Annotated in this window: 12 protein-coding genes and 1 tRNA gene; 6 read left to right on the top strand and 7 right to left on the bottom strand. The window is 46.5% G+C overall.

Annotated elements, in window-relative coordinates; translation table 11 throughout:
• Positions 1-52: 52 nt before the first annotated feature.
• The 5 genes from MEALZ_RS08905 (at position 53) to MEALZ_RS21795 (ending at position 4841) form a co-directional block, all read left to right on the top strand.
• Positions 53-379: an EthD family reductase gene (locus MEALZ_RS08905; RefSeq protein WP_014148296.1), complete on the top strand. Its 327-nt coding sequence runs from the start codon at positions 53-55 to the stop codon at positions 377-379.
• Positions 380-401: 22 nt separating this feature from the next.
• Positions 402-1022, top strand: a complete 621-nt coding sequence (locus MEALZ_RS08900; RefSeq protein ID WP_014148295.1) for a hypothetical protein — start codon at positions 402-404, stop codon at positions 1020-1022.
• A 43-nt stretch (positions 1023-1065) separates the two neighbouring features.
• Positions 1066-1956, top strand: a complete 891-nt coding sequence (locus MEALZ_RS08895) for a poly(3-hydroxybutyrate) depolymerase (RefSeq protein ID WP_014148294.1) — start codon at positions 1066-1068, stop codon at positions 1954-1956.
• A gap of 433 nt (positions 1957-2389) precedes the next feature.
• Entirely contained in the window at positions 2390-3337 is a 948-nt protein-coding gene (locus tag MEALZ_RS08890) for an MBL fold metallo-hydrolase (protein WP_014148293.1), read from the top strand.
• Positions 3338-4322: 985 nt separating this feature from the next.
• The gene (locus MEALZ_RS21795; RefSeq protein WP_014148292.1) at positions 4323-4841 is read left to right on the top strand and encodes a winged helix-turn-helix domain-containing protein; all 519 of its coding nucleotides are present in this window, start codon (positions 4323-4325) and stop codon (positions 4839-4841) included.
• 844 nt (positions 4842-5685) lie between these two features.
• Here the strand turns inward: MEALZ_RS21795 and MEALZ_RS08880 are convergent.
• The 6 genes from MEALZ_RS08880 to rlmE form a co-directional block, all read right to left on the bottom strand.
• A tRNA-Leu gene (locus MEALZ_RS08880) sits at positions 5686-5770 on the bottom strand.
• A 12-nt stretch (positions 5771-5782) separates the two neighbouring features.
• Positions 5783-6193: a preprotein translocase subunit SecG gene (gene secG / locus MEALZ_RS08875; protein ID WP_014148291.1), complete on the bottom strand. Its 411-nt coding sequence runs from the start codon at positions 6191-6193 to the stop codon at positions 5783-5785.
• A 10-nt stretch (positions 6194-6203) separates the two neighbouring features.
• Complete coding sequence (tpiA, locus tag MEALZ_RS08870; protein ID WP_014148290.1) at positions 6204-6953, bottom strand: triose-phosphate isomerase; 750 nt, start codon at positions 6951-6953, stop codon at positions 6204-6206.
• 59 nt (positions 6954-7012) lie between these two features.
• Positions 7013-8356 carry a phosphoglucosamine mutase gene (gene glmM / locus MEALZ_RS08865; RefSeq protein ID WP_014148289.1) on the bottom strand — a complete coding sequence of 448 codons (1344 nt, stop codon included), beginning with the start codon at positions 8354-8356 and terminating at the stop codon, positions 7013-7015.
• A 104-nt stretch (positions 8357-8460) separates the two neighbouring features.
• On the bottom strand, positions 8461-10380 hold the full coding sequence (gene ftsH, locus MEALZ_RS08860; protein WP_014148288.1) for an ATP-dependent zinc metalloprotease FtsH: 1920 nt from the start codon (positions 10378-10380) through the stop codon (positions 8461-8463).
• 136 nt (positions 10381-10516) lie between these two features.
• Positions 10517-11134, bottom strand: coding sequence for a 23S rRNA (uridine(2552)-2'-O)-methyltransferase RlmE (rlmE, locus tag MEALZ_RS08855; RefSeq protein ID WP_014148287.1), 618 nt, complete (start codon positions 11132-11134; stop codon positions 10517-10519).
• Positions 11135-11185: 51 nt separating this feature from the next.
• On the opposite strand from rlmE, the gene MEALZ_RS08850 reads away from it, so the two are divergent.
• Complete coding sequence (locus tag MEALZ_RS08850; protein WP_014148286.1) at positions 11186-11452, top strand: YhbY family RNA-binding protein; 267 nt, start codon at positions 11186-11188, stop codon at positions 11450-11452.
• A 47-nt stretch (positions 11453-11499) separates the two neighbouring features.
• On the opposite strand, the gene greA is transcribed toward MEALZ_RS08850, so the two are convergent.
• The gene (gene greA / locus MEALZ_RS08845; RefSeq protein ID WP_014148285.1) at positions 11500-11976 is read right to left on the bottom strand and encodes a transcription elongation factor GreA; all 477 of its coding nucleotides are present in this window, start codon (positions 11974-11976) and stop codon (positions 11500-11502) included.
• Between the last annotated feature and the right edge of the window lie 161 nt (positions 11977-12137).

Raw genomic sequence — 12137 nt, 5'->3', positions numbered from 1 at the left:
AATAAATAGTTGTTACATAAGGCAGCCTATTAAAGAACTATACGAGATACTTATGCAAGCGGCAAAGTTAATTGTCATGTATCCTAAACCGACCGACCTAGATGTCTTCGAGCACCGTTATACAGAAGAGCACGTACCTATGGCCGTAGAAAAAATGGTTGGTAAAACTCGCTTCGTCGCCTCATTGATAACTTCGACTGCCGATGGCAAGCCGGCGCCCTATCACCGAATAGCCGAAGTTTATTTTCCGTCGATGCCGGCATTAGAAGCCTGTTTAAATTCAATCGGCGGGCAGGAAACGGCTAAACATGCCGTTGAAATTTCGAGCGGCGGCGCACCTTTATTCCTAATTTCCGAAGTCGAGACTGTCGACTTTTAGCCAAACCCAACAGGAGACTGTGATGAACAAAGGCATAATAACTACAAAACGTTCACGGATCTTAACCTATCGTCTTTTTTTCGAGCAGTTGTTGATCGCAGCTTTTTTACTCTCGAGCTTGATTATCGTTTCACCGGCGCATGCCCACCGGGGGGCGGTTGATGAAATCGACGCCTGCAATATCCGTGTCGGAGTCGATAGCGTCCACTTCACCGCTTACACCCCTGAATTGTCAGGTAGTAAAGGCTATTGCAATGCGATCCCGGAAGTCGGTCAAACGCATTTGGTCTTTGACTACGGCGGCAAGGCGTTGCGCACGATCGATGTGGAATTCGAAATCACGAAGGAGCCGGAAGGCACCCGAATTTTTCATCAAGAACCGCAAAAAGTCAAAACAGGATCGTTTAGCGGCATTGTCGACTTTAGCCAATACGGCGCGGGAAATTATTTGGCCCATATCACGATCGTCGACAACGATAAGCAACTCGATTCGCATATCCCTTTTTCAGTAGGCCTCGAAGATCCCGACAGCTTCAATTTTAAGCCATTACTGTTCGTATTCGGCTTATCGGCTTTTGTGGTACTGGCATTTATGTATGTGAGTAAGGATAACGATAAACCTAGCGACACGCCGGAAGCCTAATCTGAAGCGCATTTAACCCAATTTCAAAATCCGGAATGCGTCAATGATTGATTTCTCAACTATCAAACCCCACCTGACCAAACGAAACATATGGTTGGCAGCGATTTTTCTGCCACCCATTCTGTTAGTGTTAGTCATGTTGTTGATGGAAACCGGGAGCGGTGATTATGCTCAGATGGGCAACGCCGTTTACCGACCGGAGTCAACTCAAGGCCGATGCCAAACAGAACAGCTAAAAGGATCAGCCGGTGCCACCCATGGCGAATCCACCGCCGATGGAATCAAGTATAACGTCCGAACACCTTTAAATTACGATCCGACATTCCCTCACCCGTTGTTATTGGTATTATCGCCTGCCGGTTCGAATCGAGCCAAAACCGAAAAAACGACCGATCTAACTCTTGCGGCAACAACCGCCGGTATGATTGTCGCCTATGCCGACCATCCACCTCTGTCACCCACCACGGCTGTCGAGCTCGGCACCATTCCCGAATTCATCGCCAAAAAATGGTGTATCGACGATAAAAGAATCTATATCACCGGTCATTCCGACGGAGGCACCTCAACCATGGCCTTGGCATTCATGTCCGGCACCAAGCATATTCCAAGCGCCATTGCTCCCAGCGCGGCCGGCATCAATTATCAAGAGTTGCGCCAACGCCGCTGCCCCGACCCGATTCCAGCCATGATCATGCATAGCGCGAATGACAAGCTGTTTCCTGGGTATGGAAAGGAATCGGCGGGGTGGTGGGCGATATGCAACCAATGCGACCCGATTCCCGAGCCTCTCGATAACGGATGTAGCGCTTACACGAACTGCGCTAGCGGTATAAAAACCTGGTATTGCGAAGGCGATAAACCGCATTCGCAATGGCCGGATATCAATGCGACATTGATCGACTTCTTTGTTTCATCGGCCCGAAAAGAAAAGTAACCTTAAACCTAAATTCGGCAGTTCAACCATGAAGAACATGAAGTTAATGAAGTATTTCAAGGGATTACCTAAAAATTCCAGCTAACCTTTCGGGTGAGCGAAAGTTGTAAACAAACGAATGACAAGCCCAGCTTTAATATTTTTCGGTCTTTAGGTCATGGGGGGCTTTATTTGTTAAGGCTGGGCAAGCTATTGAATTAAATTATTTTTCTTCATGATCCTCATGGTGAAATGCTTTTTCTAGGCTAAACTCAACTAATCAAACGCGAGTTTCATCAGGTATATCAAGGAATTGCCGAGAAGTAGTAATCCACAATCACCAGGGATGACCTGAATCCAGGCGCCGAATTTTAACTGCAATGGGTATATACGGCGGCCGTTCCTTAGCCGACTCAACCTAGACCCAAATCATCCTAACAAACAGGAGGCGAACATGAATAGAGCAAAACTCCAAACTCTAGCATTCACCTTGGCGATTAGCTTGACGAGCTTAGTTTTGGTTGCTTATTCATCAACTGCAGCCTCTCGATCAAAGGTACAGTTGCAAGTGTTAGGTGCCGGCGGCCCTGAAATCAACGATCGGCGCGCAGGAAGTTCTTATTTGCTCCGCATCGACGATAAAGCATTAGTGATGATCGATACCGGCCCCGGTAGCAGCCTCAATTTCGAAAAATCCGGGGCGGCTTTTAACGACTTGCAGGCCCTGTTGTTCACGCATTTTCATGTCGATCACAGTAGCGATTTTCCAGCCTTGGTAAAAGGCTCCTATTTTACCGGCCGAAAAAAAGACTTACCGGTCTATGGCCCATCAGGCAACGATCTTATGCCTTCGACAAAGGAATTTATAGATAAATTGTTCGGTAAAAGCGGCATCTACCGTTACTTAAACGAATACATCAACCCCGACAGCCAAAGTAATTATAAAATACAAGCTCACAACGTCCGTTTCGGCAAAAACAGGATACAAACATTCAACATTGCACCGAATTTAACCATCAGCGCCATATCCGTGCATCATGGTCCCTTACCCGCTTTAGCCTGGCGCATCGATGCAGAAGACTGCAGCATCGTCATCTCCGGCGACACCAGCAATGAATACAATACCCTAATCAAACTTGCCGAAGGCTCCGACCTGCTGATCGCCCATCACGCCATCCCTGAACAGGCGACTGGAGCCGCTCGTAATCTGCACATGCCGCCTTCGGAAATCGGCAAAATCGCACAAGCCGCAAAGGTCAAGCATTTAGTCTTATCGCACCGCATGCGGCGAACCGAAGGCTCGGAAGAAGAAACCTCGGCAATTATACGCAAGCACTTTCCGGGACCGATCGATTTTGCCGACGATTTGGAGAGTTATCCATTGATCGGCTGTGAAAAGTAGCTGCTGACCGTACCTGAGGATTCACTTCCTGGAGTTATTTTGATCGGAATCCTTACAGTACAGGTCCATAAAACGTCGAGTGATCGATGCAAGACGTTCATCCAGAACCGAATAAACCATATTTTGAATCGGCAAAGGGACGCCTCCGTAAAATGCTTGTGCAATTCCGCCCGCAATGCACGCCAGTGTGTCCGAATTGTGTCTTCAAAATCGGTTGAATCCAAGAAAGCCCGAATGGCTGGCGGCACGATTCCTTGCGCGGAGATATCACGCGAGGTCGGAATGTCGATATCGGGTATGAACAAGAATAGTATCGCAAGGCTCCAGGCGACCTGCTCGGTCGGATATTCAAACCGCCGCCGAGATAAAACGCGGTCGAAAAAGAGGCATGGGTGATGGCAAACATGGGCTTTTATACCTATTCTTCATTATTTCATGGCTAAAGGTATTGCCAAGCTCCGAATTATCGAGTATTACTGCCTCTTCGCATTTACAAACGTAAATCCTAAATTCGGTAGTCAGCCCACTAGAATCACGCAATTAATCGTACAGTTAAACCTTTCGCACTTCAAATTTCGGCAATGCCTGAGGAGGCACCGGGGTGTGCGGCCCCTCACCTAACGCTAGGTGAGGGGCCGCACACTGCCGAAATTTGAAGTACGAAAGTTATAATTTAGCATGCCATCGATAAACTAACTGAAAACCCTATCAAAAGCCTTAACTCAGCTTTAAAGTTTTCGATCGTATGCTATTGAATAATATGTAAACCCTATTTTACTGGCGCCACAAGATTACATTTAACATGACATTCTATTTTTTAATTTCTATAACATAGACCATAGGCACTACATTTGTTAAAGCTGGGCTTATTGATAATTTTTGGTTGACACCGAAATTTGATTCGCGAAGAGCTTATGTCTCTTATCCTTTTTTACTTATTTCTTGAAATTCGAGTAGAATCGATCAATAAAAAAGGAACGCTTATATGCTTGAATGGTCGATTCTAATTTTTTTACTTTTTATTGTTTATATCATTATGAAAAAATCTAACACCACCACTGAAAAAACCAAATCCGAGACTGAAAAGACCGTAACACCCGAAGCGGTTAAAGAAACGCCGAAGAAGGCAAGCACTACCCGGGAAGCCCCTAAAAAGGCTCAAACCGCCGAAGAGTCTAAGGCAACAATGGAACAACCGGTTACACCTAAAACCGCTAAAGTAACGCCTAAGAAGAGCAGCTCCTCCCTAGCTGCCACTAAAAAAACAAGCAGCCCAGCTCCGGTTGCCGAAACGCCGGAAATAAGCATACGTGAACGCGTCGGTTTAACTGCCGGTACCATCTGGCAATACTTGGATAAAAATGGCGAAACTTCCGTTGCAAAATTAATCAAGGAACTTCCTGAAGAAGAAAAAATTATCCAGCGCAGCATCGGTTGGTTAGCTCAAGAAGGTAAAATCACACTCAGCACAGTCAGTCGAGTTGAAACCGTCGCATTAAAATGATAACGGCAATGAACCGTGTAGACTAATCTACCCACCTAATGTGGATTCAGCAATCTACAAATTACGTTCGTTAGATAAGCAAAAAATCAAACTGAATCTGTATGTTGTTTCAGCCATGAATGAAACAGATTCACTACTTACAGTGCGAAAGGTATACAATTCACTTTGGCTTTAAAAGAGCTTCCTGTAGTGTGCTGGGTGTTTTTTAACTATATACCTTAAATTTAGCCGTTTAACCATCAAGCGCGCCAAGATTTTTCGCGAAAGCTGAAATGAGGTCCGTCCGATTTCAGCAGCGAAAAATAACTTGGCGATTCTTGCCTTCGGCGGCCCCGATTCGCCCTGCGTCCATGCCACTACGCCACATCATCGTATACTCAATGCGGCTCCGTAGCACTCCCACAAATGGCTTTACGCCGTGTCGCGATGCCTTGTATTTTGCCTCCGCCTGCGCTATTCGCGCAGACTCCGGCAAAACACCCGGCGCTACGGCTATCGGAGACTAAAAATCTTCACTTAGCTAACGCTCCGTTTCCAAGATTTTCAGCGGAAGCACATGCAGTTTATGACGGATTTCAAGAAAAAAACCCTAAATATTCTTTCTAACCTCTTTGGTGTGCGAAAGTGCTATACAAACGTATAACAAGCTATGAATTAACCTCATGATCTTCATAGTAAAATGTTTTTCGAGGATTACCGCATACATAATCATTCGTAACACCATGAGTTTTTCCGGAATCTACGCGAAAAGGTGCTGGCGAGATTTCTCCGGACAATAAAAAACCCGCTAAGCCTTGAAACTTGCGGGTTTTTGGAGTTGTTCGGACTTCCCCGAACTTGAATTTGGTGCCGATGGCCGGACTTGAACCGGCACGACTTGCGTCACCACCCCCTCAAGATGGCGTGTCTACCAATTTCACCACATCGGCTGATAATTATTTTTATTCGTTTATTTCTTCTGCCGGTTGTTCTTTTGCTTCAACCGTTTTTGATTCTTCTTCGATAGCAGGCGTTTCGGCCGATATGGAAGGGACGGCAACCGGTTCTGCTTCTTTACTCATTAATGGTATATCGAAAGCTTCTTCGGTTTCTGCGTCATCAAAAAAGTCTTTCACGGCTGTACTACCGCCACTCAAGATAGCAAGAGAAAGACTTGTCACAAAGAACAAAGTCGCTAAAACCGCAGTGGTTCTCGATAAAAACGAAGCCGAGCCTTGTGCACCGAATAAAGTTCCCGATGCACCGCTTCCGAACGCGGCACCGGCATCGGCACCTTTACCTTGCTGCATTAATACCAGACCGATAATACCCAGTCCGAATAACACATGAATGACTATGATAACTTGATACATATTATTAGGGTTATTTAGATGCGCTATATATTTTCAAAAAGCCTTCGGCATCGAGTGATGCTCCGCCGATTAATCCGCCGTCGATATCAGGCATTGCAAATAAGCCTTTAGCATTGTCCGGCTTTACACTGCCGCCATACAAAATTTGCAGTTGGTCGGCAATCGCTTGATTTTTAGCTGCGAACTTTTGGCGAATATACTGATGAACTTCTTGTGCCTGCTCGTCAGAGGCGGTTCTTCCTGTACCGATGGCCCATACCGGCTCATAAGCAACAACTGCTTTAGCGAAAGATTCGATCCCTGCCGCATTTAAAACCGCATCGAGCTGCTCATCGATGACGCTAAACGTTTGATCGTTTTCACGTTGCTCTAATGTTTCGCCAACGCACAATATAGGAACGATTCCTTGTTGTTGGGCTTGAGAATAACGTGAAGCAACCGATTCGTTGGTGTCGCCGTAATAAGTCCTACGTTCGGAGTGACCGACGATTGCATATTTGCAATTAAATTCGTTCAGCATGGACGCTGAGATTTCTCCGGTATATGCGCCAGAACTTTGATCGGCAACATTTTGTGCGCCAAGATCAAGAGGGGTGCCTTCCGTTAATTTAGCTGCATCGGATAAATAAACATAAGGAACACACACTACGATTCCGGTGTCGGATGAGTTAAGTCCGGCAATAATGGCCTTGCATAACGATTCTGTGGCCGCTTTAGAGCCATTCATTTTCCAGTTTCCAGCCACGAGTGTTTGACGCATAATTTCTCCCTCTCCATCCAAAATTAAGCTGCGTATGATATATGCTTATTGAAACTTGTTCAAGCATCGATTGCTTTCTTAACCTCATCCGCTAATTGATTGGCGCATTTATTCACCAACGCCTCGTCGACTCCTTCCACCATTACACGAATCAAAGGCTCGGTTCCAGAGGCCCTCAGCAAGACCCTACCATTCGCACCCAATATTTTTTCGACATCCTTAACCGCTTTTTGTATTTTCTCGTGATTATCGGGATTAATTTTGATATCAGTCCTTAAGTTAATCAAAACTTGAGGATACATAAGAACCCCGGACCTAAGCTCATGCAGCGTCTTACCGCTGGTTTTCATTTCGGCCATGACTTGTAAAGCCGCCACGATACCGTCGCCTGTAGTCGTTCTGTCTAAACAAATGATATGCCCCGAATTTTCGCCGCCTAAGATACCTTTCTTCTCTTCAAGCATTTCCATGACATAACGGTCTCCAACTTTTGCTCGAAACAATTCGATGCCTAAGCTTTTTAACGCATGCTCCATACCGAGATTGGTCATTAAGGTACCGATCACCGGACCTTTTAGGGCTCCTGCATTTAATCTCGATTTCGCGATGATATAAATTAATTCGTCGCCATCGACGATTTCACCCTGATGATCGACCATGATCAACCGGTCTCCATCACCGTCGAGCGCAATACCGAAATCGGCACGATAGGCAAGAACCGTCGAAACCAACTTTTCGGTCTTCGTGGCTCCGCACTCTTCGTTGATATTCAGCCCATCCGGTTCGGTGCCGATCGTAACGACTTCAGCGCCTACTTCGTTGAAAACGTGCGGCGCGATATGGTAAGTCGCGCCATTGGCACAGTCGACTACGATTCTTAGACCGTTAAAGTCCATCCAAGTCGGAATCGTACTTTTGCAAAATTCTATATACCGGCCTGCCGCATCGCCAACACGATTGGCTTTGCCTAGTTTCGCCGAGTCAACCGTCGTCATCGGCGAATCAAGGTAATGCTCTATTTTTTTCTCCATTGAATCGGGTAGTTTCGTTCCCTCAACTGAAAAAAACTTAATGCCGTTATCGTAGAATGGATTATGCGAAGCGCTAATAACAATTCCCGCCTGGGCGCGCAAGGTTCGCGTCAAATAGGCAACACCCGGGGTCGGCATCGGCCCCAATAAATGCGTATCGACACCGGCGGCAGTCAATCCCGCTTCGAGCGCCGATTCAAACATATATCCTGAAATCCGGGTATCTTTTCCGACCAATACGAAACCGTGCCCTTCATTCGCGAAGACTCGTCCGGTTGCCCAACCTAATTTGAGTAAAAAATCAGCGGTTATCGGATACTCGCCTACTTTTCCTCTGATACCATCGGTTCCAAAATATTTTTTTTCCTTCATCTTCAAGCCCGTTTATTACTTATTGGTTAAAAAGCATGCTTGTTTCAAAATAATAAAAAAGGAGAGCCGGCACCGACTCTCCTTTTCACTTGCTTCCGAAAAGATTATTGGCCTTGTTCGGCGGCATCGCTCAAAGGCGGCTCGGAATCTTTAGCATCGGCTAGACTACCTCCTTTGGCGCCGCCTTGCGGTGGGGATGGGTCTTCCCAGCCTTGGGGAGGCCTAACCGGTTTTCTTGACAACAAATCGTCGAGCTGTGCTTTATCGATCGTTTCGTACTTCACCAAAGCGTCGGCCATAGCATGCAAGATATCTTCGTTTTCTTTTAGAATTTTTTCTGCGCGCTCGTAGTTCCTATCGATAATCGAGCGAATTTCTTCGTCGATCGTATGCGAGGTTTCCTCGGCAACCGACTTATGCTGCGTAACAGACCGACCCAGAAACACCTCGCCTTCTTCTTCGCTATAAGCCAAAGGACCGAGACGTTGCGATAAGCCCCATTTCGTAACCATGTTTCTGGCCAACTCGGTCGCACGCTCGATATCATTGGATGCGCCGGTGCTGACTTCCTCCCAACCGAAAATCATTTCCTCGGCAATTCGTCCGCCATACAAACTCGAAATCATGCTGTCGAGTTTACGTTTACTAATGCTGTATTGATCGCTTTCAGGAAGAAACATCGTCACCCCTAAGGCGCGTCCACGCGGCATGATGCTTACCTTGTAGACCGGGTCGTGATCAGGCACCAGACGTCCGACAATAGCATGCCCGGCTTCATGATAAGCCGTCATTTTTTTCTCTTTGTCGCTCATTACCATCGAGCGACGTTCCGCGCCCATGATGATCTTGTCTTTCGCTTTTTCTAAATCGAACATACTGATCAATCGTTTGTTGGCTCGGGCGGCACACAATGCGGCTTCGTTAACCAGATTAGCCAAATCCGCACCGGAAAAACCGGGCGTTCCTTGCGCGATATATTTGATAACGACATCATCGGCAGCAGGAACTTTCTTCATGTGCACATTCAAAATCTGCTCTCGCCCTTTCACATCGGGTAAACCGACCGTGACTTGACGATCGAATCTCCCAGGACGTAATAAAGCTTTATCCAATACATCCGGGCGATTAGTCGCTGCGATCACAATGACACCTTCGTTCCCTTCAAAACCGTCCATCTCGACTAACAACTGATTTAAGGTTTGTTCGCGTTCGTCATGCCCGCCGCCTAATCCTGCGCCGCGTTGGCGACCCACGGCATCGATCTCATCGATAAAGATAATGCAAGGTGCATGTTTTTTTGCCTGCTCGAACATATCGCGAACTCGAGACGCGCCGACACCGACGAACATTTCGACAAAATCGGAACCGGAGATGGTAAAAAACGGCACTTTTGCTTCGCCGGCAATAGCCCTAGCCAATAACGTTTTGCCGGTACCGGGCGGACCCACCATCAATGCGCCTCGCGGAATTTTTCCGCCGAGTTTTTGATATTTAGCCGGATCCTTTAGAAAATCGACCATTTCGGCAACTTCTTCTTTAGCCTCGTCACATCCTGCGACATCGGAGAATGTCACTTTAATCTGGTCTTCCTCGAGCATACGCGCCTTGCTTTTCCCGAAAGACATGGCTCCTTTGCCGCCGGCGCCTCCGCCTTGCATTTGTCGCATAAAAAAGACCCAGACCGCAATCAATAACAAAATTGGGCCGAATGAGACCAGAAGCTGCATCAAGAAGGAAGGTTGCTCAGGCGGCAAGGCTTTGATGTCAACCCCGCCTTCGAGCAAATCATCGACTAAATGCGGATCGTTCGGCGCATAGGTGCGAAACGTCTCGCCGGTTTGCATTTTTCCCTTAACGACATTGTCATTGATTGAAACCTGTTGAACCTGCCCCATTTTAACCGCTTGTATGAACTGCGTATAAGACAGCGTAAGATCGCCGCGGTCACCACGCGGAGCGAAATTGTTGAATACCGACATCAATACGACGGCGATAACAACCCATAAAATTACATTTTTTAACATATCGTTCAAGTTACTAGCCTCTGACCTTATCAGGCCCTCGGTTTAAAAACATTGCAATTGTATCAGGAATCTGCGTTCCTGATCGTTGTTATTGATTTTCGCCACTCCCATTCATTAACATGGTGACTCAATCAGCTTATTTAAACCCTTTCCCTAAAATATATACTTCATTACTTCTTGATCTAGAGGCTTTCGGCTTTCTGATCGCAACCGATGAAAAACTTTGCCGGGTATCTTTAAGGAAACTTTCGTATCCTTCACCCTGAAAAACCTTGACTAAAAATGAACCGCCGCGATTTAAAATCGAGCGCGCAGTATCAAGCGCAAGTTCGCATAAATACATGGAATTAGGCTGATCAACGCCTTTATTGCCGGTCATATTCGGCGCCATATCCGACATGACCAAGTCGACAGTCGCCCCGGCCAACACGGCTTGCAACTGTTCCAACACCGCAAGTTCGCGAAAGTCGCCTTGAATAAAATCGACATTTTCCAATGGATCCATCGGCAATATATCCAAAGCAACGATCTTATTCTTTTGTCCGATAATGCGCCGGGCATATTGAGACCAGCCGCCCGGTGCCGCACCTAAATCGACGATATTCATTCCGGGCTTTATGATTTTGTCCTTTTCTTGTATTTCAATTAACTTAAAAACCGCGCGAGAACGCCATCCTTGCGCTTGAGCCATTTTGACGTATTCATCGTGAAAATGTTCCTGTAACCAGCGACTACTGCTTTTACTTCGTGCCATATCGTAAATCGTGTAAAATTCGCGTTTTATTTATAGCTAAGGAAACACAGAGTGACCCCTGCCGAAAGAAAACAACTCAAAGCCCAAGCCCACAGCCTGAAACCGGTTGTCATAATAGGCCATTCAGGCTTAACGCAAAGCGTTTTGGCTGAAATGGATATTGCGCTCAATAGTCATGAACTCATTAAAGTAAAAATACGCGCCGAACGCGACGATCGAAAAAAGATACAACAGGAAATTTGTACACAAACCGGAGCCGATTTCGTTCAAAGCATAGGCCAGATTCTTGTTATTCATCGACTTAATCCTGAGAAATAAGCGTATGGGCGGGCAACGCGCAAACCGCCCGCCGTTTCGCAAGATCGTTAAATATACTGAATCGAAAGGATTTCGTATTCGATATCGCCGCCTGGCGCTTTAACGATGACTACATCCTCTGCTTCTTTGCCTATCAAGGCCCGCGCTATCGGAGAGCCAACGGAGATACGACCGGCTTTGATATCGGCTTCGTCTTCGCCGACGATTTGATAAGTAACGGTTTCACCGCTTTCAAGCTCTTCAATTTCAACGGTTGCACCGAATACGACTTTACCGTTGGCATCCAATTTAGTGACATCGATAATTTGAGCATTGGACAATTTTCCTTCAATCTCGGCGATGCGCCCCTCGGCAAAACTTTGCTGTTCGCGCGCAGCATGATATTCGGCATTTTCCTTCAGATCTCCGTGCTCCCTGGCTTCAGCAATGGCCTTGATGATTCTGGGACGCACCACGGATTTCAGCTCGTCTAGCTCCTCTCGTAATTTCTTGGCTCCGGTAACTGTTAGAGGTACTTTATTCATGGATACAACTCCTTTAATTTATTGTAGTTACCAAGCAAAAAGAATTTCCCTGGTAAAAATAGTCGGATTGAGTCGGCATATGACTTGTTGCAATAAGCCAATGTGACGCTTAAGAGCAACTGTCAGCTCACAATGGAAGCTGACAGAGATCTTTCAGCTTG

Source organism: Methylotuvimicrobium alcaliphilum 20Z, from assembly GCF_000968535.2.
Lineage (GTDB): Bacteria > Pseudomonadota > Gammaproteobacteria > Methylococcales > Methylomonadaceae > Methylotuvimicrobium > Methylotuvimicrobium alcaliphilum.
The sequence above is the reverse complement of the archived record's forward strand: the minus strand, read 5'-3'. Positions and strand labels throughout refer to the sequence as shown.

Coding starts and splice junctions, on each gene's coding strand:
- MEALZ_RS08905 (WP_014148296.1), top strand. CDS start 53: ATGCAAGCGGCAAAGTTAATTGTCATGTATCCTAAACCGACCGACCTA.
- MEALZ_RS08900 (WP_014148295.1), top strand. CDS start 402: ATGAACAAAGGCATAATAACTACAAAACGTTCACGGATCTTAACCTAT.
- MEALZ_RS08895 (WP_014148294.1), top strand. CDS start 1,066: ATGATTGATTTCTCAACTATCAAACCCCACCTGACCAAACGAAACATA.
- MEALZ_RS08890 (WP_014148293.1), top strand. CDS start 2,390: ATGAATAGAGCAAAACTCCAAACTCTAGCATTCACCTTGGCGATTAGC.
- MEALZ_RS21795 (WP_014148292.1), top strand. CDS start 4,323: ATGCTTGAATGGTCGATTCTAATTTTTTTACTTTTTATTGTTTATATC.
- secG (WP_014148291.1), bottom strand. CDS start 6,193: ATGTATCAAGTTATCATAGTCATTCATGTGTTATTCGGACTGGGTATT.
- tpiA (WP_014148290.1), bottom strand. CDS start 6,953: ATGCGTCAAACACTCGTGGCTGGAAACTGGAAAATGAATGGCTCTAAA.
- glmM (WP_014148289.1), bottom strand. CDS start 8,356: ATGAAGGAAAAAAAATATTTTGGAACCGATGGTATCAGAGGAAAAGTA.
- ftsH (WP_014148288.1), bottom strand. CDS start 10,380: ATGTTAAAAAATGTAATTTTATGGGTTGTTATCGCCGTCGTATTGATG.
- rlmE (WP_014148287.1), bottom strand. CDS start 11,134: ATGGCACGAAGTAAAAGCAGTAGTCGCTGGTTACAGGAACATTTTCAC.
- greA (WP_014148285.1), bottom strand. CDS start 11,976: ATGAATAAAGTACCTCTAACAGTTACCGGAGCCAAGAAATTACGAGAG.